27 protein-coding genes are annotated in these 25,362 nt (G+C 65.1%); 15 read left to right on the top strand and 12 right to left on the bottom strand.

Annotated features, from left to right (window positions below; all coding sequences use genetic code 11):
- The first annotated feature begins 98 nt into the window (after nt 1–98).
- Nucleotides 99–632 carry a hypothetical protein gene (locus MUG95_RS04235; RefSeq protein ID WP_247009831.1) on the top strand — a complete coding sequence of 178 codons (534 nt, stop codon included), beginning with the start codon at nt 99–101 and terminating at the stop codon, nt 630–632.
- Nucleotides 633–641: 9 nt separating this feature from the next.
- On the opposite strand, the gene MUG95_RS04230 is transcribed toward MUG95_RS04235, so the two are convergent.
- From MUG95_RS04230 to MUG95_RS04220, 3 genes are all read right to left on the bottom strand, one after another.
- Nucleotides 642–989 carry a hypothetical protein gene (locus MUG95_RS04230; RefSeq protein WP_247009830.1) on the bottom strand — a complete coding sequence of 116 codons (348 nt, stop codon included), beginning with the start codon at nt 987–989 and terminating at the stop codon, nt 642–644.
- A gap of 200 nt (nt 990–1,189) precedes the next feature.
- The gene (locus tag MUG95_RS04225) at nt 1,190–2,053 is read right to left on the bottom strand and encodes a ZIP family metal transporter (protein ID WP_247009829.1); all 864 of its coding nucleotides are present in this window, start codon (nt 2,051–2,053) and stop codon (nt 1,190–1,192) included.
- A 48-nt stretch (nt 2,054–2,101) separates the two neighbouring features.
- Nucleotides 2,102–2,794, bottom strand: a complete 693-nt coding sequence (locus MUG95_RS04220) for an SDR family NAD(P)-dependent oxidoreductase (RefSeq protein WP_247009828.1) — start codon at nt 2,792–2,794, stop codon at nt 2,102–2,104.
- An 89-nt stretch (nt 2,795–2,883) separates the two neighbouring features.
- On the opposite strand from MUG95_RS04220, the gene crtID reads away from it, so the two are divergent.
- From crtID to cruF, 3 genes are read left to right on the top strand one after another with little or no spacing between them, the layout of a single operon-like run.
- Nucleotides 2,884–4,398 (top strand): bifunctional phytoene desaturase/3,4-desaturase, encoded by a 1,515-nt coding sequence (gene crtID / locus MUG95_RS04215; protein ID WP_247009827.1) that lies wholly within the window; start codon nt 2,884–2,886, stop codon nt 4,396–4,398.
- A gap of 2 nt (nt 4,399–4,400) precedes the next feature.
- Nucleotides 4,401–5,309, top strand: coding sequence for a prenyltransferase (locus MUG95_RS04210; RefSeq protein WP_247009826.1), 909 nt, complete (start codon nt 4,401–4,403; stop codon nt 5,307–5,309).
- Nucleotides 5,299–6,165, top strand: a complete 867-nt coding sequence (gene cruF / locus MUG95_RS04205; protein ID WP_247009825.1) for a bisanhydrobacterioruberin hydratase — start codon at nt 5,299–5,301, stop codon at nt 6,163–6,165. Before MUG95_RS04210 ends, cruF begins: the two co-directional genes overlap by 11 nt.
- A 575-nt stretch (nt 6,166–6,740) precedes the next feature.
- Here cruF and MUG95_RS04200 read toward each other — a convergent pair.
- The gene (locus tag MUG95_RS04200) at nt 6,741–7,697 is read right to left on the bottom strand and encodes a phytoene/squalene synthase family protein (RefSeq protein WP_247009824.1); all 957 of its coding nucleotides are present in this window, start codon (nt 7,695–7,697) and stop codon (nt 6,741–6,743) included.
- 258 nt (nt 7,698–7,955) lie between these two features.
- Between MUG95_RS04200 and MUG95_RS04195 the strand changes: the two genes are divergently transcribed.
- Nucleotides 7,956–8,225 (top strand): DUF7553 family protein, encoded by a 270-nt coding sequence (locus MUG95_RS04195; protein ID WP_247009823.1) that lies wholly within the window; start codon nt 7,956–7,958, stop codon nt 8,223–8,225.
- Nucleotides 8,226–8,343: 118 nt separating this feature from the next.
- Nucleotides 8,344–8,934: a DUF445 domain-containing protein gene (locus MUG95_RS04190; protein ID WP_247009822.1), complete on the top strand. Its 591-nt coding sequence runs from the start codon at nt 8,344–8,346 to the stop codon at nt 8,932–8,934.
- A gap of 321 nt (nt 8,935–9,255) precedes the next feature.
- Here the strand turns inward: MUG95_RS04190 and MUG95_RS04185 are convergent, their stop codons facing one another.
- From MUG95_RS04185 to MUG95_RS04160, 6 genes are all read right to left on the bottom strand, one after another.
- Nucleotides 9,256–10,539: an ornithine cyclodeaminase family domain gene (locus MUG95_RS04185; protein ID WP_247009821.1), complete on the bottom strand. Its 1,284-nt coding sequence runs from the start codon at nt 10,537–10,539 to the stop codon at nt 9,256–9,258.
- A 73-nt stretch (nt 10,540–10,612) separates the two neighbouring features.
- The gene (locus tag MUG95_RS04180; RefSeq protein WP_247009820.1) at nt 10,613–11,008 is read right to left on the bottom strand and encodes a hypothetical protein; all 396 of its coding nucleotides are present in this window, start codon (nt 11,006–11,008) and stop codon (nt 10,613–10,615) included.
- A 76-nt stretch (nt 11,009–11,084) separates the two neighbouring features.
- Entirely contained in the window at nt 11,085–11,687 is a 603-nt protein-coding gene (locus tag MUG95_RS04175) for a hypothetical protein (RefSeq protein ID WP_247009819.1), read from the bottom strand.
- Nucleotides 11,687–12,430, bottom strand: a complete 744-nt coding sequence (locus MUG95_RS04170; RefSeq protein ID WP_247009818.1) for a DsbA family protein — start codon at nt 12,428–12,430, stop codon at nt 11,687–11,689. The genes MUG95_RS04175 and MUG95_RS04170 overlap by 1 nt, the downstream gene beginning before the upstream one ends.
- Nucleotides 12,431–12,487: 57 nt before the next feature.
- Nucleotides 12,488–15,001, bottom strand: a complete 2,514-nt coding sequence (locus MUG95_RS04165; protein WP_247009817.1) for a PAS domain S-box protein — start codon at nt 14,999–15,001, stop codon at nt 12,488–12,490.
- Between the two features lie 115 nt (nt 15,002–15,116).
- Nucleotides 15,117–15,632 carry a gamma carbonic anhydrase family protein gene (locus tag MUG95_RS04160; RefSeq protein WP_247009816.1) on the bottom strand — a complete coding sequence of 172 codons (516 nt, stop codon included), beginning with the start codon at nt 15,630–15,632 and terminating at the stop codon, nt 15,117–15,119.
- Between the two features lie 99 nt (nt 15,633–15,731).
- On the opposite strand from MUG95_RS04160, the gene MUG95_RS04155 reads away from it, so the two are divergent.
- The 3 genes from MUG95_RS04155 to msrB all read left to right on the top strand — a co-directional run bounded on the left by MUG95_RS04155 (nt 15,732) and on the right by msrB (nt 17,307).
- Nucleotides 15,732–16,445, top strand: a complete 714-nt coding sequence (locus MUG95_RS04155) for a fumarylacetoacetate hydrolase family protein (RefSeq protein ID WP_247009815.1) — start codon at nt 15,732–15,734, stop codon at nt 16,443–16,445.
- Nucleotides 16,446–16,556: 111 nt separating this feature from the next.
- Nucleotides 16,557–16,808 carry an MTH865 family protein gene (locus MUG95_RS04150; RefSeq protein WP_247009814.1) on the top strand — a complete coding sequence of 84 codons (252 nt, stop codon included), beginning with the start codon at nt 16,557–16,559 and terminating at the stop codon, nt 16,806–16,808.
- A 91-nt stretch (nt 16,809–16,899) separates the two neighbouring features.
- Nucleotides 16,900–17,307, top strand: a complete 408-nt coding sequence (gene msrB / locus MUG95_RS04145) for a peptide-methionine (R)-S-oxide reductase MsrB (RefSeq protein ID WP_247009813.1) — start codon at nt 16,900–16,902, stop codon at nt 17,305–17,307.
- A 6-nt stretch (nt 17,308–17,313) separates the two neighbouring features.
- On the opposite strand, the gene MUG95_RS04140 is transcribed toward msrB, so the two are convergent.
- Nucleotides 17,314–17,739 carry a universal stress protein gene (locus MUG95_RS04140; RefSeq protein ID WP_247009812.1) on the bottom strand — a complete coding sequence of 142 codons (426 nt, stop codon included), beginning with the start codon at nt 17,737–17,739 and terminating at the stop codon, nt 17,314–17,316.
- 64 nt (nt 17,740–17,803) lie between these two features.
- Entirely contained in the window at nt 17,804–18,799 is a 996-nt protein-coding gene (locus MUG95_RS04135) for a phosphate signaling complex PhoU family protein (RefSeq protein WP_247009811.1), read from the bottom strand.
- A gap of 329 nt (nt 18,800–19,128) precedes the next feature.
- Here MUG95_RS04135 and MUG95_RS04130 point away from each other — a divergent pair, with 329 nt between their 5' ends.
- From MUG95_RS04130 to MUG95_RS04105, 6 genes are all read left to right on the top strand, one after another.
- Nucleotides 19,129–20,145, top strand: a complete 1,017-nt coding sequence (locus tag MUG95_RS04130) for a PstS family phosphate ABC transporter substrate-binding protein (protein ID WP_247009810.1) — start codon at nt 19,129–19,131, stop codon at nt 20,143–20,145.
- A 56-nt stretch (nt 20,146–20,201) separates the two neighbouring features.
- The gene (gene pstC / locus MUG95_RS04125) at nt 20,202–21,146 is read left to right on the top strand and encodes a phosphate ABC transporter permease subunit PstC (RefSeq protein ID WP_247009809.1); all 945 of its coding nucleotides are present in this window, start codon (nt 20,202–20,204) and stop codon (nt 21,144–21,146) included.
- A 1-nt stretch (nt 21,147) separates the two neighbouring features.
- Nucleotides 21,148–22,770: a phosphate ABC transporter permease PstA gene (gene pstA, locus MUG95_RS04120; protein WP_247009808.1), complete on the top strand. Its 1,623-nt coding sequence runs from the start codon at nt 21,148–21,150 to the stop codon at nt 22,768–22,770.
- The gene (gene pstB / locus MUG95_RS04115; protein WP_247009807.1) at nt 22,770–23,642 is read left to right on the top strand and encodes a phosphate ABC transporter ATP-binding protein PstB; all 873 of its coding nucleotides are present in this window, start codon (nt 22,770–22,772) and stop codon (nt 23,640–23,642) included. The genes pstA and pstB overlap by 1 nt, the downstream gene beginning before the upstream one ends.
- Entirely contained in the window at nt 23,643–24,311 is a 669-nt protein-coding gene (phoU, locus tag MUG95_RS04110) for a phosphate signaling complex protein PhoU (RefSeq protein WP_247009806.1), read from the top strand. It begins immediately after the preceding gene.
- Between the two features lie 119 nt (nt 24,312–24,430).
- A complete protein-coding gene (locus MUG95_RS04105; protein WP_247009805.1) occupies nt 24,431–25,156 on the top strand; it encodes a phosphate signaling complex PhoU family protein in 726 nt (241 codons plus the stop codon).
- Nucleotides 25,157–25,362 lie beyond the last annotated feature (206 nt).

Raw genomic sequence — 25,362 nt, 5'->3', positions numbered from 1 at the left:
TGGGTGTTCCACGAGCAAAACCGTACCTCCCGCTGGTGTGGTCGGCGCACGCCCGCCGTAGCGAAGTGTTTAGTCCCGTCGAGTGTCTACGGCCCGGCGTGTCCGACCCGCTCGTCGTCGAAGTCCACGCCGGGAACGAGGTCGTCGTCGACTTCGACCCCGCGCTCACGTTCGAGTGTGTCGAGGACTGCACGTGGTGCTGTCACCACGGCGTCCTGCTGTACGAACCGGACTTGCTCGCGCTGGCCGACTGTGCGAACCTCGGGGAGGTGACGACGCAGTTTCAGGGGCGTGACTTCGTTCGACAGGAGAGCAAAGACCGTGACGACCACGTCGACGAGGACGGCGAGGCCTGCTACTTCCTCCGGGACGACGGCCTCTGTTCCCTCCACGCCGACCACGACTGGAAGCCCGCGCGGTGTTCGGTGTTCCCGCTCGAAGTGACCGTGGACGAACCCGGAACGCTGACGAGTCGGCGGGGCGGCGACATCCGCGTGTCCGTCCGCGAGTCGGCACACGACCACTGTGACGGCTTGCACGTCTCCGAGCGGCGGGTCGTGGACAACCTCGGCGCGTTCCTCCCGGCGGTGCTGTGGGAGTTGGACGACCCGACGACGCTCGCGGTGTTGTGAGGAGGGGCGTCAGCGCGGACCGGTCCACCCGCAATCCAAACAGTCGTACATCCCTTGGCCGTTGACTGTCGCACCCGAACAGATGGGGCAGTCGAAGCGGCCGTCGGTGTCGATGCTGGGGGATGGCGATGCCGGGTTCGTCGTCGAGACGACGCCACCGTCCGAGCGCAGTTCCGGCGCGCCCGTCTGACCGTCCTCCGGGGCGGTACTGGCGTCGACTTCGACGGTCAGTTCCGAGGGGAGGTCCGGGTGGCAGGCCGGACACACCCAGTGAAGGGTGCGTTTCGTCTCGCTCTCGAACTCGCGGTGCCGCCAGACGTGGGCTACGTCCGAGCCACAGTCGTCACATTCTGTCATGGCTATCAGTACGTGTGTGCGACACCGGTAAATATCTTTCCCTGAATGTCCAGCAATATCGGCTAAGAAGAAATATTGTCCTTATATTCTGCCCAAGGTGGCTGTGATTGTCGCGTTTTGGGGAACTGTGGACTACGTTCGTCAATATAGACGTGCCGCTCCCGGACCGACACGGACGAGCGAGAGAACGTGCCGCAGTCTCAGGGGCCGACGGCGAGCCACGCGACGAACACCGCTAGGCCGCCCAGTGAGGTACTGAGGGCGGCGTGGAGGCGGAGGCGGTCGAGCAGTTCGTGGGCGTCCCCCGAGACGTTCGCTACTTCGCCCACCTCGCCGCCCACCTCACACTCGGGCAGGAAGTCCATGGCGACGTGGAGGAACACGCCGGCGGCGAACCCGAAGACAGCGGCGTTCACCACGGGAACGCTCGGCAGGCTCACCAACGCCGACGGGATGGCGGCCACGCCGACACCGGACGCGGGCAGGAGGATGACGGACGCCGACCTGCCGCTCTGGGTCAGCCGTCGCGCCGCGGCGTAGCCTGCCGGTCCTTTGTGCGAGACGATGGCGAGGCCGAGCAACAGTCCCAACTCCGGCATCGACCCGTAGACGAGGCCGATGATGACGCCCGCCGAGAGCGCGTGCGCCGACAGCTGGACGGCCGTGTCGTCGAACGTGCTCTCGACGTGTGCCATCCGGTGACCGACGATGTGGGACCCGAAGCCCAGCAGGATACCGGCCGCGACGCCGAACCCGCCGACTCGCGGGTCGAACCCGATGGCCTGCGGGACGAGAAAGACGGCCGCACTCGTTATCATCGCCCCGCTCGCGAGTCCGTACCCCCAGACAAGTTGGGCCGCACTCGCGCCCGTGGCCGACCGCGACCCGAGCGGAATCGCGCCCGCCATCGCGACGAACGCCACCCACCCGATGACGAGTACCTTCCACAGCCCCGCCATCACCGCCACGCCCGACAGCACGACCAACGCGACGACGCCGGCGAGACCGGCTGCGGAGGGACGCGTCGCGCCGTTAATAAATACGGATGCCGAATTATTAGACATGTGGCTAGTAACAGTCGGTACGGTATTAATAAAAACTCCGGTCGTCCGTCACCGGGTCGCTCGCTTCCACGTCTTCAGGTCCACGACGCCGCCGTCCACGTCCTCGGCCGGGGCATCGGTGGCGGCCCAGCGGAACAGCGGGGCGACGGACTCGGGGTCACGGCCGCGTCCGCCGGTCAGGTCCGTCGCCACGACGCCGGGGTCGACGACACCGACCGACTGCTCGATGTCGGCGGCGAACCCCCGGGCGACGGCTTCGGCAGCGGCCTTCGAGACGCTGTAGCCGCCGTAGCCCGGTTTCGCCTCGCGGGCCACGGCCCCGGAGGTGACGAGAACGCGCGCGTCGGCCGCGAGATGCGGGACTGCTTCCCGAACCGTGGCGAACACGCCCCTCGCGTTCGTGCGAAGGTGGTCGTCGAACGCGGCGTACGACTCCTCGGGGAGTGGCGTCTCGCCCGCCTCGCCGTGGTACACGCCAGCGTTGGCGACGACGACGCCGATGTCCCCGCCCTCGCGGGCCGCCCGCTCCATCACTCGCTCCACGTCGAACTCGTCGCGCACGTCCGCCCGGATATCGGTGACCGTGCCGTCCTCGGTGCGGATGTCTTCGGCGGCAGTCGCGAGCGTCTCGGCGTCCCGGCCACAGACCACGACGTGCGCGCCGGCCGCCGCGAATCCGGTGGCGACTGCTCTCCCGATACCACTGCTCGCGCCGGTGACGACTGCCGTAACCCCGTCCATCACCACGTTCTACGGCGAGCTGCGTAATCCCGGTTTCGCCGACCCGGGAGAAGGGACCTTTTTACAGACAGAACCCTGTATGATAGTCAATGAGTTCGCTGGACGGGGAGACCATCGACGTCATCGGCGGCGGCTTCGGTGGCCTCTCGACGGCCTGTTACTTGGCCGACGCCGGTGCCGACGTGCGCGTCCTAGAAAAGAACGAGCAACTGGGCGGCCGTGCCAGTCGCCTCGAAGTCGACGGCTTCCGCTTCGACATGGGGCCGTCGTGGTACCTGATGCCCGACGTGTTCGAGCGGTTTTTCGGCCACTTCGGGAAGTCCACCGACGACTACTACGACCTCCAACGACTCGACCCCCACTACCGCATCTTCTTCAAGGACGGCGACCAGTTGGACGTGTCCCCGGACCGCGACGAAGTCCGGGCGTTGTTCGAGTCCTACGAAGACGGAGCCGGCGAGGCGTTCGACGCGTACCTCGAAGAGAGCGAGTCGAACTACGAACTCGCCATGGAGAACTTCGTCTACGAGGACCGCCCCCGACTCCGCGACTGGGTCGACCTCGACGTCATCAAGGCCGCGCCCGTCGGCCTGAAACTCCTCGGGAACATGCAGGGCCACGTCGAGGACTACTTCGACAACCCGAAACTCCAGCAGATAATGCAGTACACGCTGGTGTTCCTCGGCGGCGCGCCCCACAACACCCCCGCGCTCTACAACATGATGAGCCACGTCGACTTCAACCTCGGCGTCTACTACCCAGTGGGGCGGGACGGCCGGGACAGCGGCCTCGGGGCCGTCGTCGACGCCACCGTCGACCTCGGCGAGGAGTTGGGCGTCGAGTACGTCACGGACACGCCCGTCGCCGAGATTACGAAGCGCAAGGAGGGCTTCCTCGTCGCCACCGAGGACGGCGAGGAGTACCACCCCGACTACGTCGTGAGCGACGCCGACTACGCCCACACCGAGCAGGAACTCCTGCCCGAACACGAACGCCAGTACGACGCGGAGTACTGGGAGAGCAAGACCTACGCCCCCTCGGCGTTCCTCATCTACATGGGCGTCGAGGGCGACGTGGACCCGCTCGCCCACCACACGCTGGTCCTCCCGAAGGACTGGGACCCCCACTTCGAGCAGATTTTCGACCGGCCGGCGTGGCCCGACGACCCTGCGTACTACTGCTGTGTCCCCTCCGAGACGGACCCGACGACGGTCCCCGACGGGAACACCGACGACTACAGCAACCTGTTCGTCCTCGTCCCCATCGCCCCGGGACTGGACGACGACGAGGCCACCCGGCAACGCTACCGCGACAAGGTGCTCGACGACATCGCCGAGAACACGGGCGTCGACCTCCGTGACCGCATCGCTGTCGAGGAACGGTTCTCCGTCTCGGAGTTCGCCGACCGGTACAACTCGATTCAGGGGACCGCCCTCGGACTCGCACACACGCTCAAACAGACCGCGCTCCTGCGCCCGAACCGCCGCTCGTCGGCGGTCGACGGCCTCTATTTCACGGGGTCGTTCACGGCGCCCGGTATCGGCGTCCCGATGTGTCTCATCAGCGGCCAGCACACCGCGGACGCCGTCATCGCCGACCGATAAGGATGACCGACACGCCACTCGACATCTCCGGCCGGTTCAACCGGGTGAGCCGGTACCTCCCCTCCGAAGAGACGCGGCTCGGCTACCTGTTCTGGCTCTCCCGCCCCCGATTCTGGCTGTACCTCGGCGGCCCTGTCATCGTCGGCGCGACGTACGCCGCCGGGTCCGTCGGTGAGTTGTTCACGCCGGTTACCGTCGCGCTCCTCGCCTTCTTCACCGTCCCCGCGAACGTCTTCCTCTACGGCATCAACGACGCCTTCGACGCCGACGTGGACGAGGCGAACCCGAAGAAAGACGACAAGGAGGTCCGGTATCGTGACGACATCTGGGTCGTCATGGCCGTCGTGATGAGCGGCGCGCTGGGCGGACTGTACATCTTCCTCGTGCCGCCCGTCGGTGCGCAGGTGCTCGCGCTCTGGTACCTGCTGGCCGTCGAGTACAGCGCGCCGCCGCTCCGGTTCAAGACCAAGCCACTGCTCGACTCTGTCTCGAACGGCCTGTACATCCTGCCCGGCGTCATCGCGTTCACCGCCGTCGCCGGCGAGTTGCCCCCGACGCTCGCAATCGCCGGCGGGTGGCTCTGGACGATGGGGATGCACACGTTCTCGGCCATCCCCGACATCGAACCGGACCGCGAGGCCGGCATCCAGACGACTGCGACCGTCCTCGGGAAACGCCGCACCTACGTCTACTGTGGGCTCTGCTGGGTGGCCGCCGCCGCGGCGTTCGCCACTGTCCACGTCCTGTTAGGCGCGCTCTTGCTCCTCTATCCGGTGCTCGTGTTCGGCATCGCCTTCTCCGACGTGGACGTGGACGACGCCTACTGGTGGTATCCCGCTATCAACACGCTCACCGGGATGGTCCTGACACTGGGCGGTCTCTGGGTCCTCGTGTTCGGCTATGGCGGTTGAGTCAGTCTCCCGCGAGCGCGTCGAGGCCCGTCTCGACCGACTGGTCCGGGAGAACCGCTTCACCATCGCCGTCGTCTTCCCGCTCGCCGGTGCCGTCCTCCTCCTCGCCAGCGCGGAGACGCTCCTCCCCGGCCCCCTGAACTTCAACCCGTACCTCGTGCTGTTCGGGACGTTCGTGATGCGCCTCCCGCTGATTGCGGGCGTCGCACCGCTCGTGGACCGCAAGGCACTCCTCGCGCTGGTCGCCCTCACGCTCTACTCCTACGCCATCGAGTACGTCGGCGTCACGCGCGGGTGGCCCTACGGCTTCTTCGAGTACGGCGTGGACCTCGGCCCAATGCTGCTGGACACCGTGCCGCTGGGACTCCCGATTTTCTTCTTCCCGCTCGTCCTGAACAGCTACCTCCTCTGTACCCTCCTCCTCGGGGAGCGGGCGGCCAACCCGCTGTTGCGCCTACCCGTCGTCATCGCTGCCGTCCTCGCCGTCGACCTCGTGCTGGACCCCGGTGCGGTCGCGCTCGGCTTCTGGGCTTACGACGGCGGCGGCGCGTACTACGCCGTCCCGTGGTCGAACTACGAGGGGTGGGTCCTCTCGGCGACGGTGGCCGTCGTGCTGTTCGATATCGCCTTCGACCGTCTCGCACTCACCGACCGGGTGCGCCGCTGTGAGTTCATGCTCGACGACCTGGTGAGTTTCGTCATCCTCTGGGGTGCCATCAACGCCTACTTCGGCAACTGGGTTCCCGTGGCCGTGGCGAGTCTGTTCTTCCTCGGCCTCGTCAGAATCGACCGGTTCGACTTTCGGGTGTTCGACACCGCGCCGCTGGTCGGGCGGGTACGAAACTCGGAGCGGTGACTAGCGTAGGTAGTCGAACACTTGTTCAAGCACAGGTTTCAGCGACTTCAATAGACCCCCAGACTGTTCGCTGGGCTTGTCCGCTTTCTCTCCCGAGGCATCGCTTGCCGTGTTCCGACACCGAAAACAGTAGTCGTACGAACTTGCTGTCGCTCGTCCGCAGTCTCTGCAGTTGTTTGCACCTCTTGTTAAATTATCTGATAAATTGTCGTCTCTATCTCTCGCTATCTCTCTCTCACCCTTCGCTTGACGCCGCCGCGCTCTACACTGGAAACACCGCTTTCGATTTCGTTTGATGGCTTGCCCACAATCGAGACACTCGTTGTTCGCTCTTGCAGTCAGAATAGCCTCACCGAATAACCTGAAATCCGGCCCGTGCGTCTCTGTCTTGTAGATATGGATACAGTTGTGACTCTCTGGGAGTTGGTGTTCCGAACGATGCCGATCATCACAGTAGTTACACTCTCGTAGAACACCCCGGTCTCCACAATGAGCACAGGTGCCAGCCACACTGACGAGATATTCTTCTTGAAATATAAATTGACGTGTGAACCAGCCGCCGGCTGACGTTCTGACTACTGCGTCGGCACGGACTCGGGCGGTTCCGGCCCCGGTGCGTGTGACGGCGCGTCACCGATGGTCGAGACACGCTCGAAGACGGCCTCGGGGTCCTTGTTCCAGTGCCAGTGCCAGCGCGTCTTCGCGATGAGCCAGAGCTTTCGGGTCGTCGCGAGTCCCGGCGTCTCCGAGAGGACGTCGTAGTCACGGTTGCGGATGAGACGGTGGTGGTCGGCGTACAGCACCGCCGCGAGCAACACGGCGAACTGACAGTCCTCGGGCAGGTACTTGATGCCCTCGACGCCCGCGCGGTACAGGTTCTCGGCGCGGTGCATCTCGTGGACCATCGCCGACCGGAACCCGTCGCTCATCTCGCAGTTCTCGATTTGGGCCTCCGTGACGCCGTACTTCTCCAGCGTCTCCTTCGGGAGGTAGATGCGGTCGCGTTCGACGATGTCCTCGCGCACGTCCCGGAGGAAGTTCGACAACTGGAACGCCTCGCCCAGTGCCCGGGCGTGGGGCCGGGCCACGTCCGGGTCGTCTACGTCCATGATGCCCGTCATCATGTACCCGACGGCCGAGGCCGACCCGCGCATGTAGGTTTCGAGTTCCTCGTAGGTCTCGTACCGGGATTTCTCGATGTCCGTGAGCATCGCGTCCACGAACAGTTCCACGTCGGATTCGGTGATGTCCGACTCCCGGCGGACCTCCGCGAAGGCCTGCAACACCGGGTCGTCAGTCTCCTCGCGGCCGAGGACGGCCTCCCGGATGCGAAGCAACTCCTCGCGTTGCTGGGCGGCCGTGAGGTCGTTGTCTTCGTCGTCGACGACTTCGTCGGCGATGCGGAAGAACGCGTAGAGAACGTACGTTCGCTGCCGGATGCGCTCGGGGAGGAGTCGGGTTGCATAATAGAACGTCTTCCCGGTCCGCCGGTGAATCTCCTTGCTCTCGACGAGTGAGTTGTTGGATACCATTAGGGAGTCTCGAACGTCTTGCAACTCACGGCACGCTCCCGTACCGGGTCTGTCGCTCAACCTGCGCACTCACGTTCGTACAATTCGGTTGCCACGTGTATAAGCGGCACCCCTTACTGGTTGGTGGGTGTGTCGGATGCAAACGTGTAGCCATTCGTACGGTCTACAGCGTTAAAGGCCCACTCCCCGCCCGAACCCCTGCCGGCCACGACAGTGAAGTTCACAAGAACTATTGTGTGCGTCGTAGCCGTTCCACACATGACGCACGACGAACTCCAGACCGCCGCGACACAGGTCGCATCCGCCGGCGACGCCACGGACGGCGAGGCCGCCGACCGTCTCGCGGAACTCGCAGACCAACTCGACGCACTCGCCACCGGTGACGCGGACCCCGACCACGGCCGCCTCGCCCGCATCCAGCGGAGTCTCGCCGACCTGACTGACGAGGCTGGGACCGACGCAACCGCGGCCATCGAGGACGCCGACGACGCCATCAACCAGTTCCGGGAGACGCTCGAAGGCGTCTGACTCCCACCGTCGAGCGACGACCCGACCGCACCACGGGCCGACGAAATATCTGCCCCCGCTTAGTACGCATCGCATCTGTCCCTCAAACGTTAATTATCGTTCCGAACACATCATGGCCATGTCTGATACTGACTATCAAATACAGTTCGAAGCCGAGGAGCGGACGGCCATCGCGGAACGCATCCGGGACGGCATCGGGAGTGAACTCAGCGAGGACGAGGCCGACGAGATGGTCGAAGCCGTCGGCGTCTTGCTCACACGGAAGATACGGTCGGAAGGCGACGCCGACGAGGTGATTCAGGGCGTCGGTGACCGCATCGTCGAGAAGTTGGAGGGTGACACGGCCGACGAACTCGTACAGGATTCGGCCGACATCATCCTCGACGCACTTCCCGGCATCGGCGGGTCGGCGTTTCTCAAGCGTCCGATAAAACGCATCGTCCGCAAACTCATGGGCGACCACTCCGACGAAGTGGTGCAGGGCATCGGTGACAAGATAATCGAGCAACTCATCGAGAACGGCCACGCCGACCAACTGGTCGAGGAGACGATGGAAATCGTCGTCGGAAAGGCAATCGAAGCGGGTTACGCCGAGGACCTCGTCGACGGGACGCTCGACGAGGGACTGGAGAGCATCGTCGAAGAGGGTGGCGTCGAACGCATCGCGGAAGACGTGGAATCGGAGTTCCCGGCCGACTCGGCGGCGTGAGACGGTCCCGAGGACATTGTACCGGACGCGAGTGAAAGAGCGTCCGGCCGTTTTATACTAAATTTTGCGAGGAGTGCGGTCGCGGGCCGCCGCCCGCGACCGGGCGACGTGGCGGCGAAGCCGCCACGCTGTACCCGCAGGGTGGCGAAGCCACCCGAGGACACCCGACGCAGTAAAATTTACTCGTCTAGAATCTTCTCGGCGAGAATCGGCACGAACGTCCCACATCCACCTTTTTCGCCTCGGGTTCGCTCACGCCGCTCGCGAACCGCTCGGCCAAAAAGCTGGAGCAAAAACCGCTTGCGCGGGTTCGTGGGGCTGTTACTCGTCTAGAATCTTCTCGGCGAGAATCGGCACGAACGTCCCGATGTCGGTGACCATCCCGACGGCTTGGGCGGAGCCACGGTCCAGCAGTTGGGTGACGGTGGCGGGGTTGATGTCGACACAGACGACACGCGTCGTCGAGGGCAGGCAGTTGCCGACGGCCACGGAGTGGAGCATCGTCGAGAGCATCAACACCATGTCGGCCTCGTGTGCCTGCTTGCGGATGGCGTTCTGGGCCTCGACGGCATCGGTGATAGTGTCCGGCAGGGGGCCGTCGTCGCGGATGGACCCCGCGAGGACGAACGGCACGTCGTTGTCAACGCACTCGTACATCACGCCGGACTCGATGGTTCCGTCCGCGACGGCCTCGGGGATGGACCCCGAGCGGATGACCTCGCTGATGGTGTAGATGTGGTGTTTGTGGCCCTTCCGGGGGTGGTCGAGACTCTCGGTGTCCATCCCGAGCGACGTGCCGTAGATGTCACGCTCGATGTCGTGGACGGCGAAGCCGTTGCCTGCCGAAATCATGTCGACGTAGCCCTCGCGGACCAACCGGGCGAGGTCCTCCCGCGCGCCCGAGTGGACGAGTGCCGGGCCACAGACGGCCAGCACCTTCCCGCCCTCGGCTTTCGTCTCCTGAATCGCCTCGGCGATGTTGGCGATGGTCGTCTCGGAGGGTCGCTCCGAGGAGACACCGCCCTGCATGAACCCGAACGCCCCCTCGGACCCGCGCGGGCGTTCGGGCGGGTTGACCCGGATACCGGCTTCGCCCGTCACCACGAGGTCGTCGGCCTCGATAGCGTTGAGGACCTTGGTGTACGCCCGTGGACTCTCACCGTCTCGCGGCTCACTCCCTTCGCCGCTCGGCCGTTCCGAGCCACTCCGTGCCTCGCCGTCCTCCACCACCACGGCACAGTCCATCTCGATGTCCTCGACTTCGACCCACTCGCCCCGGTAGCGAATCTCGGTGGGGTGGTTCGTCGTCGAGTAGAACCCCTTCGGGACCACTTGGTCGGCGGGAGCCGGTTCGAGCGTGGCGTCTTTCGGGTCGGCCGGGTTCGCGCCGTTCTGGTGGAGTTCGTGGACGATGGACTGGAGGTCGGCCTCGGTGTCAGCGGTGACGAGCAGGCGGGCGTAGGAGTGTTCGTCCTTGCGGCGGCCGATTCGAAACTCCTCGACCTCGAAGGCACCACCCATGTCCATGATGATGCCGAAACAGGTCTGCATCATCCCCGAGTCGATGATGTGGCCTTCGAGTTCGACTTCGCGCGAGACAGTCATGCTCGGGTGAAGTCGGGTCGGTGATAAGTGGGTTTTGGGTCTCCGGGGACCGGTACCGTCGGTCTGCGGGTGGTCACGCATCCTCGACCCGCCGCTCGACGGCCCAGTCGGTGTCGGCCACCGCGACGAGGCGGTCGTACAGTCGCTCCAGTCCGGCCGGGTCCGTCTCGGGGAGGACGTGCAGGCGAATCCGGCCGTCCCTGACGCTGACGCGGAACACGTCGCCCGTCCGCTCGTCGTGGACCAGATACAGCGGCATCGGCAGGTCGAACCAGTCGCCGTAGGTGTAGCCGTCGCCGTCGAGAACACGCTCCACGAGTACCCGGAGACTGTCGTCCCCTCGTTCCGGGTCGGGGACGAGCGCGAACACCGTCGTCCCGTCGTACTCGACGCCGCCGCCCCGTGGGTAGCGTCGCTCTGGACGAGCAGGGATGGCGAACGGGTCGTCCTCGCCGTCACCGACTGTCATGGCACACACGCTGATACGGCGGCATCCGATTTAAGAACGCGGGCGCGACCGGACCGGTCGGCGGTCCGCCGGCGGCCTACGGGTCCACCGGACAGCCGTTGATTTCCCCGCCGCGCATCCCGTCGGCCAACCAGTAGATGGACAGCACGACCACGAACGAGGCGAGCAGCGGGAGTTCGAGGCCGTCGAGGGGCAGCAACGTCACCAGCCCCGCCGCGCCGAACAGCGAGAGCAGACCGGCTAGCACCGCCGTCCCACAGGCCGCACAGCCCGCACCGAGCGTCCCGAGGACGACGCCGACGACGCTCGTGCTTCCCTCGCGGGCGGACAGGCCGTGTTCGCGCAAGTGGTAGGCGACCATCGCCACGTCCACGCCGATGAGGGCCACGAGCACCACGAGGACGGTGCTGGTCAGGGGGCCGTAGACGCTCCCGACGACGGGGTACAGTTCCAGCAGGACGGTCAGACGCGCATCGAGCGAGAGGGGGCCGCCGACCACGAGGTCGAGCACCGGCCGGAGGTTCTGCGTGGCGACGAACAGCGTCAGGCCGAGCACGCCGGCTACGACGGCGACGGCGGCGTACGCCGGAATCGTGAGGACGAGGCGGGCAGTCCGCCCCATCAGCCGCCAGTCCCGGCCTCGGGTCGGGAGCCGCGGCAGCCGACTCGTCCGAGCCATCACAGCCCCAGTGCCGTCGTGACGAACTCGAAGCCCACGCTCCCGGTGGCCTGCGTCCGGTACTCCCCGTCCCGGAACAGGAACACGGTCGGCGTGCCGTTCACGCCTGCCTCCTCCCCGGCCGCGAGGTCGGTCTCGACGGCGGCGTCGGCGGCACCGTCCTCGACGGCCGCCACCACCGCGTCGGCGTCGACCGCCGTCTCGGCGGCGAGGAACTCCCGGGTTCGCGGGAGGACCGCCTCGCGTCCCTCGCCCTCGAACGTGGCTTGCTCGTCGAAGTAGTGGTCGAGGAGTGCCCAGTGTGCGTCGGCGTCGCGGGCGTAGGTCGCCTCCAGTGCCCTGACGCCGACTTCGCCCCACGGATACACGTTCGGGAAGCCCCGGAACACGAGCGTCGCGTCGCCGGGGTCGACCAGTTCCGAGCGGATGCGCGGGGCCGTCTGCTCCTCGAAGACCCGACAGCGGTGACAGGACGGGTCCTCGAAGGCGACGATGGTCCCCGCCGCCTCGCCGGGTGGCGGGCCGAGGCGCGGTTGACCGTCGAGGCCAGTTGTCGCCGGGTGACTGCCGAGTGTGTTCCCGCTCCCGCTACCGTTACTTCCCCCGTCCCCGTCGCTTTCGCCGCTCTCGTCGGTTGCGGGGGCACTATCGTCGCTCCCCTGTCCGCCGCCGAGACAACCGGCCGCCCCCACAGTCGTCGCGCCCGCGACGGCCCCGAGGAATCGTCGCCGTGTCCGTGTCATACGACGAGAAAGGGGTAGTGCCGTTTTAGGCCTCCGCCCGTTGTGCGCGGACACCGCTCACTCGGCGTGTTCGCCCGACTCGGCGGCCGCCGCCGACTCCGTGTCCTGCGGGTCACAGCGTTCCAGTTCCAAGCGGACCGCGCTCCCCCCGTCCTCGGGTTCCTCGAAGATGATTTCCCCGCCCGAGTCCCGCGTTATCCACGCGACCAGCCACAGGCCGAGGCCGCTCGCGTGGTCGAGCGGCGTCTCGCTGCCCTGTCTGACGACTCTGCGTTCTTTCTCCGGGATGCCGGGACCGTTGTCGGCGACGGTCACGGCCACCGTGTCGGCGTCCATCTCGACAGCCACGTCGATTTCGGGGTCGTCGGTGTGCTGGATGGAGTTCTCGACGAGGTTCTCGACGGCGCGGTCGATGAGTTCGGTCGCACGGACCCACGCCGAATCGGGGAGGTCGGCGGTGATGGTCACGTCGGGGTGTTGCTCGCGGAACGTCTCCATCTGCTCGGTGAGCAACCCAGCGAGGTCGACCGACTTGCGCGCGCCCGTCTGGTCCCCGAGTATCTGCTCTATCTCGCGGGCCTTCTCGCTCAGGCTGTTTATCTTCTCGGCACGGTTGCGTATCATCCCGAGTTTCGATATCACGTCGGCGTCGTCGACGTCGCGTTCGATGAGGTCGGCGTTGGCGAGGATGACGTGCATACTGTTGCGCAGGTCGTGTCGCAGAGCGCGGTTGAGGACGGTCAGACGACGCTCGCGGCGGATGCGGTCGCTGATGTCCCGAAGCACGCCGACCGACCCGCGGAACTCGCCGTTCTCGTCGGTCAGCAGACCGACGTGGTTCTCTATCGGTATCACGTCGCCGTCGGTCGTGTAGAGGTCCATCTCGTAGATGCCTTGGTCGCGGTCGTCGTTCGCGAGCAGGTCTTGTACGACCTCTTGGCCACGGGACACGTCGGCTTCGTCCATCACGACCGAGACGTGGTCGCCGATGGCGTCCGCCCGGTCGAGGCCGGTCACCGTCTCAGTGGCTTCGTTGATGGCGACGAACTCTCCGTCCTCGTTGCTCGCGTACACCGGGTCGGGGACGGCGTTGAGCATCGTCTCGTACAGTTCCAGTTCGCGCTCGCGCTCCTTGCGGGCGGAGATGTCACGGAGGATGGCGAGTTCGCCGGTGCCGCCCTGATACCTCACACGGGTCGTACTCACTTCGACTGGCACTCGCTCCCCGTCCAGCGAGCGGAGTTCCGCCTCGAACCGCGCGTTCGCGCCGGGGGTCGTGCTCATGTGCCCCTCGACGACGAACTCGCGGTACTCCGGGGCGAGGAAGTCGGCGTACGAGGTCCCCTCTATCTCCTCGCGGCACCCGTCGAGCATCCGCGCCAGTTCCTCGTTGGCGAACTGCACTTCCTCGTCCTGCGTGATGACGATGCCGTCGTTCGCCTCGGTGACGACCGTCGAGTAGAGTTGCTCTTTCTCCTTGCGGTCGGACACGTCCCGGACGATGCCTGCCGTGCCGCAGAACTCGCCGTTCTCGTCGGTCAACAGCGTGAGGTGTGTCTCACACGGGATTCGCTCGTCGTCTTTGGTCAGGATGTCCATCTCGTAGGTCGTGTGGGACTGCTCCTCGGCGGTGAGGAGGTCGGCGATGGCCTCTTGGGTCCGCTCGATGCCGTCCTCGGGGACGCTCTGGGCGGCACTGCTCCCGAGGAGGGCGTCGCCCTCGTAGCCCGTCATCGACTCGTGAGCCTCGTTGACGAAGGTGAAGTTCCCGTCCTCGTCGAGGACGAACACGAGGTCGTCGACGGCCTCCACGATGGTCTCGTAGCGGCGTAACTCCCGTTCGCGCTTCTTGCGGTCGGACACGTCCCGGAGGGTGACGACGATGCCGTCTATCACCGTGTGGTCGACGAAACTCCGCGCCCGCGCGGCGACCCAGCGGTACTCGCCCGTGGCGTCCTCGACGCGGAACTCGACGCTGACGCTCTCGTCCGGCGACTCGACGGCCCGGTCGAGAGCCGCCGTAACGCGGTCACGGTCGTCGGGGTGGATGTACGACAACGCGTCCCTCCCCGGGAGCCTCGCGGGGTCGTATCCGAGCGACGCTTCGATGGTCGGGTCGGCGTACTCGATGCCGCTCTCGCGGTCGACGACGACGACGACGTCGGTCGTCTGTTCGACCAGTCGGCGGTACCGCTGGCTGTCGGTGGCGACCCGCTCGGTGGACTCGCCGACGACTGCAGCCAAATCCTCCGGTCCGTCGAGCGTGTCGGTCGGCACGTACCGCGTGCCCGCACGCTCGGCGGCCAGTCGCGCCAACTCCGGGTCCCCCGCTCCGGCCGGGACGAGAACCACGGCCGTCTCCGGTCGTAACTCCGTCACGGCCTCGACCACGTCGGTCCCGTCCCCGTCCGGCAGTGCGTGCTCACTCACGACGACGTCCACGCCGTCCAGTTGCTCCCGGACGCCGTCCACGGTGTCGACCTGCTCGACCCGCCATTCGGTCCCCCGGACCGAATCCATCACGTCGGGGTGCCCCGACCCCACGTACAGCACCGCCCGACCAACACTCATCTGATTGCTCCTACCTTTCCGGTAGGGATACAAAAACTTGTGGCAGAAAACGTCGCTCGTCTGTCGTCTGTGCGGCGTTTTCGACCGGCTGTCGAATACTATTAACTCAAATACACTATCTACTGAACAGTTCTTCGTGTCGGTGGGCGAGGTCGGTGTACCCGCCGGAACTGTAGGCCTCGAAGACGGCGTCCGGGTCGATGCTCGTCTCCGCGAGTGGCGTGACCGTCGCGGGCATGCCGCGAACGAACGACTCCGCTGGCACCTCGTAGCCCGCCGGCACGACCGTCCCCGTAGCGACGATGCTGCCCTCGCCGATGTGTGAGTCCGTCACCGTCGAGTTGAACCCGACCAGTGCCCCGTCCGCAACGGTGGTGTCGTTCAGTACCGCACCGTGACCGACCATCACCCGCTTACCCACCGTCGCGGCGTGGAGGACGGCGTTGTCACCGACGTGTGATTCGGGGCCGACACGGACGGACCCCACGTCACCGCGCAGGACCACGCCCGGCCAGACGCTGGCGTCGGCTTCGACAGTTACGTCCCCGACTACCGTCGATTCACGGCTGACGCGAGCAGTCTCGTGGACATCCGGGCTCGTTCCCTCGAAGGCAAACGCTCGACTGTCCATACGTGGTATTCGGTAGCACGAACTATAACGGTTGACCCACGACACGCCGCTCGGCACAGACCGGGAGAAGTAAACCGGCGGCGTGGGAACGCCTGCCCGATGAAACTCGCACGCGCGGAGACGGCGGACGGCATCGTCGAAGGGGAGTACGTCGACGGGACCATCGAGACGGACGACGGAACCTACGACCTCGGCGACGAGGCGACCCTACTCGCACCGTGTGACCCCGACGCACTCTTTTGCGTGGGGCGGAACTTCGGCGAGAAGGTCGACCAGATGGACTACGACATCCCCGACGTGCCGGACTGGTTCATCAAGCCGCCCCACAGCCTCCACCCGCCCGAACAGCCGATTCCGTACCCCGACTGGACCGCCGAGTTGACCTACGCCGGGGAACTCGCCGCGGTCGTCGACGAGCGGTGTCACGACATCACCGAGGACGAGGTCGACGACGTGCTCCGTGGGTACACGATTCTCAACGACATGGACGCACTCGACCAGGAACGCCGGACGGCCCGGAAGGCGTTCGACGGGTCCGGGCCGCTCGGGCCGTGGATAGAGACGGACTACGAACCGGTCGGCAAGGAGATGGAGACCCACATCAACGGCGAGCGTCGCCAGCACGACAACACCGAGAACATGTTCAACAAGCCCCGCGAAACCGTCGCGTTCCTCTCCGAGCGGTACACGTTCCGCCCCGGCGACGTTATCTCGTTCGGGAGTCCGGCCAACCCCGGACTGGTCGAACCCGGCGACGACATCGAAATCCGCTACGAGGGCATCGGGACGCTCCGGAACACCGTCGGGGAGTGACCGGGAGACAGGGCGACTCGTCCCCGACCACGGGGAATACGGGTTGAAACGGTTGTAAACTGGACAGCCGTACCAGTACTTTTTATACGGAAGTCACCGTGAATCGGTAACATGGTCGACAAAGAAGACCTGCGACAGCAGCTCATCGACGGCTTCGAAGGTGCAGACTTCCCAGTGTCCAGTCCGATGGACCTCGTGCCCGCGCTCCCGAACGGTCCGGCCACGACGTTCGAGTCCGGCGACGTGAGCTTCACGGCAATGGAACTGAACCAGAAGGGCGGCGGCGGGGACTTCCCCTACGACGAAGTCGAGAACCTCGTCGACGACATCATGGAAGGCCTCGAAGAAGAAGACTACATTTAAACGACCGACCACACCCCTTTCTTTCGACGCTGTCCGGGTAGCCGCGGGTGTCGGCAGAAGCCGTAAGCGTCCCCGGCCCCTATGCCGGACTATGTCACAGGACACGCAGCGAGACATCCCCGACACCGACGCGGAGTGGCGTGACGTCCTCACCGACGAGGAGTACCGCATCCTCCGGGAAGCCGGTACGGAACCAAAGTTCAGCGGCGAGTACGTCGACAAGAAAGACGACGGCACCTACGTCTGTGCCGGGTGCGGGACGGAGCTGTTCGACTCGGACACGAAGTTCGGGTCCGGCACCGGGTGGCCGAGTTTCTACGACGCCGCCGGGGACAACGTCGAGACACGCGTCGACACGAGCCACGGAATGCGCCGAACGGAAGTCGTCTGTGCGACCTGTGAGGGACACCTCGGGCACGTCTTCGACGACGGGCCGGACCCGACCGGCAAACGCTACTGCATCAACTCGGCCGCACTCGACTTCGACCCCGCGGAGTAACGGTTCTCAGTCCAGCGAGACGGTCAGCACCGGCACGTCCGCGGTGGACGCGACAGCACGGCTGACGCTCCCCAGCACCGTCTCCTGTGCGTCGTCGCCGTGTGTCCCCATCGTCACGAGGTCGATTCCCTCCGCTTCGGCGGTGGCGACGATTTCCTCGGACGGGTTGCCGCGCCGAATCTCGCCGGTCACGTCGATGCCGTCGTCGGTGAACCGTCGCTCGGCCTCCGCGAGTGCGGCCTCGCCCTTGGACTGGAACTCTTCGAGTACGTCGTCCTGCATGTCGTCTGCCAGCGTCAGGAACGCCCGGTCGTCGACGACGTAGAGGACGTGAACGGTCGCGTCTCGGCGTCGCGCGATGTCTGCGGTGTGTGGGAACACCGCGTCGAGCGAGTCCGTACCGTCGATAGGGACGAGTATATCGTCGTACATCTACCGGCGGTTCGTGCGGCCCTCCCTTGACGGTTTAGTTTCGCGCCGAGCGGTTCCGCCCCCGTCAGGGATGGGGTGCGGCCTTCTGGAGCGCGCTCTCGGCGATGTTGCCGCCGTAGTCGGCGGTCCGGGAGAGGGAGTCGACGACCAAGCCCAGTACCTGTGCCGTCTGTGAGTCGAGTTCGCGGATGAGGTCGTCGACCACCCGGGTCTGGTCGTCGATGCCCGCTATCTGCTCGCGGGCGGCGTTGGCGAGTTCCGTCGCCTTCGCCGAGTCGTCTTCGAGGAGCGCGTCCATCGCCTGCTCGGGGACCGCGATGGCCTCGTCGTGGAGCGTCTCCAGTTCGGCACCCACCTCGTCGGGAACGTCCCCGATTTCGAGCGTCAGGTTCGCTATCTTGGTCGCGTGGTCGGCGACCCGCTCCAGTTGCCGGGCACTGGACTGGTAGTCGAAACACGTCTCGCGGGGGAGCCCGATTTGCGAGGCGGCCGTCGGGTCGCGGAGAACCGACCGGAACACGCGTGAAATCATGTACCAGAGGCGGTCAACGTCGTCGTCGCGTTCGATAACGTCGTGGGCGAGGTTGTCGTCGCCGTCGATGAGTGCCGTCACGGCATCCGAGAGCATCGTCAGCGACACCAACCGCATCCGCGTGATGGCGTTGTGTACCGACAGTTCCGAGGAGTCGAGCAGGTCCTGCAGGACCACCCGGTCGCTCGTCTCCTCGATGACTTCCAACCCGACGAGGCCCTGCGTGGCCTGTCGGATGGTTCGCCGTTGCGGGGCCTCGATGCGCGGCGTTTCGAGCGTGATGATGTCGAACCCGCTGACGTACATCGTCATCACTGCGCGCGTCAGTTCGTCGCCGGCCAACCCGGTCACGTCGAGAGTCCCTTCCGTCCGCTCCTCCTCGCGCTTGGGGGTCAGCAACAACGAATCCCCCTCCGCGTGGAACTCGACGATGCTCCCGGCACTCACGTCGTTTGCCTTCGCCCAGTCTTTGGGCAGCGACACGGTGTACGTGGACCCGCCCGTGACCTGAACTTTGCGCGTCTCCATACCACATCTCGACGGAGAGGTACAATAAATCCTGCTAAATATATGTATACTCTAACGCAGTACATAATTCTAACACTCGTTTCTGGATGTGTGGTATCGGATGACGAAATCCGGGACTGACGGCGAGGAAGTCCGATGCTCGACGCTACTACGGAGATAGATTCCGTCTGATATCCGCACCGGAAGTCCCGACAATCCGTGGAAGTGACGGGTATCGGCTGTTCGACGGGTCGGCCGCTCGATATCCCTATCAAGAACTATATAGAATACATACAAATGGGTATTCGTAATAGAAGGGTATTTATCCGTATGCCGGCCGGTTTCTGATGATGCCACGCAAAGCAGACCGTATCTCGCGGCGGAAGTTTGTTGCAGGTGTTGGGGCGACTGGTGCACTCGCATTGGCGGGCTGTTCCGAACAGTCAAACGGTGGCGGCGACGGAAGTGGCGATGGTGGCGGTGACGGTGGGTCCGACCAGCTTTCGGGTGCCATCAGCATCACCGGGAGCAGTACGGTCTTCCCGCTCGCCACGGCCGTGGCCGAGCAGTTCCAGGAGGACCACCCCGAGGTCAACATCGACATCCAGTCGACCGGTTCGGGCGGTGGGTTCGAGAACTTCTTCTGCCCGGGCGACTCGGACATCAACAACGCGTCTCGCGCCATCAAGGACAGCGAGGTGTCGAACTGTCAGGACAACGGCGTCGAGCCCCACGAAATCAAGGTCGCGACCGACGCCCTGACTGTCGTCATCAACAACGAGAACGACTGGGCGACGGAGATGACCGTCGACCAACTGGCCCAGATTTGGGGTCCAGACGCCGGCGAAGACCAGATGTGGTCCGACATCAACTCCGACTGGCCCGACGAGACAATCGCGCGGTTCGGTGCCGCCGAGACGTCCGGGACCTTCGACTACTTCACCGAGGTCATCAACGGTGAAGAGGGTGCCCACACGCAGGCGTACGAACCGACCGAGAACGACCGCACCATCGTGCAGGGTGTGCAGGGCAACCCGCACGCTATCGGCTACTTCGGCTTCTCGTACTACTTCAACAACCCGGACGCGGTCACTGCTGTCGCCGTCGACGACGGCGACGGGCCGGTCGAGCCGTCGCTCGAAACCGCGTCCAGCGGCGAGTACACCCCGCTCGCCCGGCCGCTGTTCACGTATCCCAACGTGAACCAGCTCTCGGAAGAGCACATCGCGGAGTTCTGCCGGTACTTCGTCGAGCAATCCGCCAGCGAGGAGGTCGTCGCGAATCAGGTCGGCTACGTGCCCAACACTCAAGAGCGGGCCGACACCGAACTCGAAGAACTCAACGCGGCCATCGAGAACGCGAACTAGTAAGAGAAAAGTCCCCCCCGGTTTTCGTGTACACACACCCACGACTTTCCTAAGAAATGAGCAACGAACCAGAAACCGTCGACCTCAGCGGTGACCGCGGCTTCCAAGACCTCCGTGAATCGATTTACGGAGTCGCCTTTCTGGCGTGTGCGACCGTCTCCGTGCTGACGACGGTCGGTATCATCGCATCGCTGCTGTTTCCGGCGATAACCTTCCTCGGCGAGGTGCCCGTTCAGGAGTTCCTCCTCGGGACACGGTTCACGCCGGGAATCGAACCGGTGGCGTTCGGCGTCCTGCCGCTCGTGTTCGGGACCTTGTTGATAACGCTCGGCGCGGCACTGGTCTCGCTCCCAGTCGGTCTCCTCACTGCTATCTACTTGAGTGAGTACGCGAGCAGTCGGCGCCGAGCGGTCCTGAAACCGCTGCTCGAAGTACTGGCCGGCGTTCCGACAGTCGTGTACGGGTACTTCGCACTCGTGTACGTGACCCCGATTCTCGACGCGATTCCCGGTATCGAACTCGGGACGTTCAACGCGCTGTCGGCGTCGCTGGTCATGGGTATCATGATAATCCCGATGGTCTCGTCCATCAGCGAGGACAGCATGAGTGCCGTGCCCGACTCGCTCCGGAACGGGGCCTACGGCCTCGGCGCGACGAAGTACGAGGTGTCGACGAGTGTCGTCGTCCCGGCGTCGTTGTCGGGCATCGCCGCGTCGTTCATCCTCGCGCTGTCCCGTGCCATCGGCGAAACGATGATCGTCGTCGTGGCGGCCGGGACTCGCTCTCGCTTCCCGGACACCGTCCCCGACTTGCTCAATAGCTTCTTCCAGTCCACGCAGACGATGACGTCGGCGATGGTCCAACTCGGCCAGTCCGACCTCGCCGGTGGCACGACTGGCTACCGGGCACTGTTCGCTATCGGCCTGACACTGTTCGTCATGACGCTCGTGCTCAACCTCGTCAGCGACTACATCGCACAACGGTTCCAGGAGGACTACTGAGATGGCAACTGACACCGAATCCGGAACTGCGACGGCCGGCGAATTCGAGCGCGTGAGCCGCCTCAGAGGGCGCGTGTTCCGCTATCTCACGCTCGCCGCGTCGCTGTTCGGCATCGTCGCCCTCGGGGTGTTGCTCGCGTACGTCTTCTGGGACGCTTTCGGCCTCGGTGAGGCCGACGCGGCTTGGTACGGGCTGTTCGCGCTGTTCATCGTCGCCCCGACGGCTGGGTTCATCGCGTACACGCGGCGGAACTCGCTGGCAGGGACCGTCGCGCTCGAACTGACTTCGACCGCGCTGGCCGGGACTCTCGGCGGATTCGCGCTCGTCGCGCTCCTCGAAGTCATCGCCGGCGACGAGACATGGTTCGCGTACTTCCTCACCGTCATCGTCCCGCTCGGCGGACTGTACCTCTACAACCGACGCAACACGTCGGCCAACTGGGTCGGGCTTGGCTACCTCGCCGTCGTCGTCGCCGGTCCAGTCGTCGGGACGCTCGCACTCGGCCCGCTGACATCGGCGGCCGCCCTGCTCGGTGGCCCGTTCGTCTACCTCTTCTCGCTCCTCGTCCCGGCGGCACTGGCGACACGCTACTTCGTCGGTGACGCCCTCGAAATCGGGAACGGGAACTACGCGGCCGGTGCGGTGCTGGCGTTTGCAGTGTTGGCCGTCCCGCTGGTCGACACCATCCCGGCACTCACGCGGTCCATCTGGCTCATCTTCGTGGCGGCACTGTTCGTCCCGTTCGGCATCGTCGCGGCGAAGAACATCATCGAGCGTGACCGACGAGTCGGGTTCGTCGGCCCGGTTCTGTTCGTCGTCGGCATCGCCCTGCTCTGGGCCGTCCCGGACGTGCTGGGCGTCACCGGCCCGGCACCGTGGTTCGACTGGCAGTTCGTCACCAGCGACCACTCACAGACAGCCGAACAGGCCGGGCTGTACCCCGCCATCATCGGGTCGGTGTTCATCATCGTTCTGGTGGCCATCATCACGCTGTTGGTCGCCATCGGTGCGGCCCTGTTCCTCGAAGAGTACGCGCCGTCGAGCGGCGTCGGCGGGAAGATTGCCCGGTTCATCCGCATCAACATCTCGAACCTCGCCGGCGTCCCGTCGGTCGTCTACGGCCTGTTGGGCCTCGCGCTGTTCGCGAGACTGGTCGGGACCGGCGTCGGGACCGTCCTCACGGCGGCGCTCACGCTGTCGCTGCTCATCCTCCCCATCGTCATCATCTCGGCACGGGAGGCAATCAGCGCGGTTCCGGACTCGCTGCGACAGGCTTCCTACGGCATGGGAGCGACGCGCTGGCAGACGATTCGGAACGTCGTCCTCCCGCGGGCACTTCCCGGAACGCTGACCGGGACGATACTCGCGCTCGGTCGCGCCATCGGGGAGACGGCCCCGCTCATCATGATCGGGACCGCGACCACGGCGTTCAACGCACCCGCAGGCCTGTTCAGTCGGACGTCGGCGATGCCGATGCAGGTGTACGCGTGGTCGGGCTACCCGAGTCAGGCGTTCCAGCAGGGCGTCGTCGCGGCGGGCGTGGTGACGCTGCTCATCGTCCTCTTGACGATGAACTCCATCGCCATCCTACTCAGAAACAAGTTCGAACAGGAGGACTTCTGATGTCACAAGACAAGACCAGCACCTCGACCGGCGCACAGGGCGACTCAGACCAACTCATCTCGACGGACCCGGGCGGTGGCGGACTCTCCGAACGGGACTCCCGAGAGACACAGGCGGCGGCACACACCGTCATCGAATCACGCAACCTCGACGTGTACTACGGCGACACGCAGGCGCTCGACGACGTGTCGATACAGATTCCGGCGAACAAGGTCACCGCTCTCATCGGTCCCTCCGGCTGTGGGAAATCCACGTTCCTCCGGTGTGTCAACCGGATGAACGACCTCATCGACATCGCCCGCGTCGACGGCGAGTTGTACTTCGAGGGCCACGATGTCTACGCCGACGACGTGGACCCGGTCGCGCTCCGGCGGCGCATCGGGATGGTGTTCCAGCATCCCAACCCCTTCCCGAAGAGCATCTACGACAACGTAGCCTACGGCCTGCGAATCCAGAACGACACGGAGAACCTCGACGAGCGCGTCGAGACGGCACTCAAGCGCGCGGCACTCTGGGACGAAGTCAAAGACCGCCTCGACGAGTCGGCGACCGGCCTCTCGGGCGGACAACAACAGCGACTCTGCATCGCCCGTGCCATCGCCGTCGACCCGCAAGTCGTCCTGATGGACGAACCGGCGTCCGCGCTCGACCCCATCGCCACCTCGAAAATCGAGGACCTCATCGACGAACTCGCGGACGAGTACACCGTCGCCATCGTCACCCACAATATGCAGCAGGCGGCCCGCATCTCCGACAAGACGGCCGTCTTCCTCACCGGTGGTGAACTCGTCGAGTTCGACGACACGGACAAGATATTCGAGAACCCAGAACACGAACGCGTCGAGGACTACATCACCGGCAAGTTCGGATAGATGCCCCGCGAGGAGTTCCGCCAGGCACTGGACGCACTCCGCGACGAAGTCGTCCACATGGCGAACGTCGTCTCGACACGCCTCCGAAAGGTCGTGACCGCACTCGAAACCGAGGACCGACGGCTAGCCGCTCGCATCGCCGACTCCGACGACGACATCAACGAACTCTACTTAGACTTGGAACGGGACTGTATCGACCTCTTCGCCCTCCAGCAACCGGTCGCAGGTGACCTCCGCTTTATCGCCGCCTCGTTTAAAATCATCACCGACCTCGAACGGGTCGCCGACCTCGCGGCGAACCTCGCCGGGTACATCGTCGACGCCGAGTTCGCGGAGTTCGACTCCATCGGCCTGCAAGACCTCGTTTCGACCACCGTCGGGATGTTGGACGACGCGACGGCCGCCTACGCCGACGGCGACACGGCGATGTGCTACGACGTCGCCGACCGCGACGACGACCTCGACGGCCGCTGTGAGCGGACTGTACAACGGGTCGTCCGTGACCTCGCGGACAGCCGTCCCGACCCCGAGACGCTCGAATCCCGCCTCGAAACGGTCACCGACGTTCTCCTGACGGTCAGGGACACGGAACGCATCGGCGACCACGCGGTCAACATCGCCGCGCGCACGCTGTACATGGTCGAGAACGACGACGCCCTCATCTACTGACTACCCGGAACACGTGGCCGCCCCGTCCTCCGACTGCCTACGCTGTGTCCTTGTTCGGCTATAGAGACGACAATAGACGCATCAAAAACGGTTTCACCGCTGAACCAGTCGTGTCAGCCATGCCACGAGAGGACTACCAACAACAACTCGAATCTCTGCAGGACGACGTCCTCTACATGAGCGAAGTCGTTCTCGAACGGTTCCGCATGGGACTGGACGCCCTCGAAGCGAAAGACGAGGACCTCGCTTGGGAGGTCATCGAAGGCGACCACGAGATAAACGAACTCTACCTAGACCTCGAACGGGACTGTATCGACCTCTTCGCCCTCCAGCAACCGGTCGCGGGTGACCTCCGCTTTATCGCCGCCTCGTTCAAGGTCATCACCGACCTCGAACGCATCGCTGACCTCGCGACCAACCTCGGGGAGTACACGCTCGACGCCACCCGTGACCTCTACCCCGACGTGGACATCCGCGCCATCGGCGAGGAGACGCTCGACATGGTCGAGGACGCGATGGCGGCCTACGCGGAGCAGGACCCGGAGGCGTGTTTCGCCATCGCCGACCGCGACGACGACATCGACGCCCGGTGTGAGGACGCCTCGAACGTCGTCGTCCGCGACCTCATCGAGACGGAGTTCGGCGACCCGGACGACGACAGCAACCTCACGCCCGAGAGCAGTCGGGCGGACCCCGGCGACGTCGACGACATCGAGGCACTGATGAACGAGGTGTCCCGCCTCCTGCTGACGATTCGTGACCTCGAACGCGTCGGCGACCACGCGGTCAACATCGCCGCGCGCACGCTGTACATGGTCGAGAACGACGACGCCCTCATCTACTAAATTTCACTGCGTCGGGTTCGCGCTCCGCGCGAACCACTCCTTGCAAAATTTAGTATAAAACTCCCTGCTGGCTCGGCCACCGGCCTCGCCAGCAGTGAACCGCGCGCCGCCGGCGCGCGGATGGTGGACCACACCGCTCAGCACCGTCCGCCGCACCCCTAACCGCCTCCGCATCGCCGCCCGCCGAACTGTTTTGTCCGGCCAGC

It is taken from the genome of Halorientalis litorea, from assembly GCF_023028225.1.
In the GTDB taxonomy this organism is placed as follows: domain Archaea; phylum Halobacteriota; class Halobacteria; order Halobacteriales; family Haloarculaceae; genus Halorientalis; species Halorientalis litorea.
The sequence above is the reverse complement of the archived record's forward strand: the minus strand, read 5'-3'. Positions and strand labels throughout refer to the sequence as shown.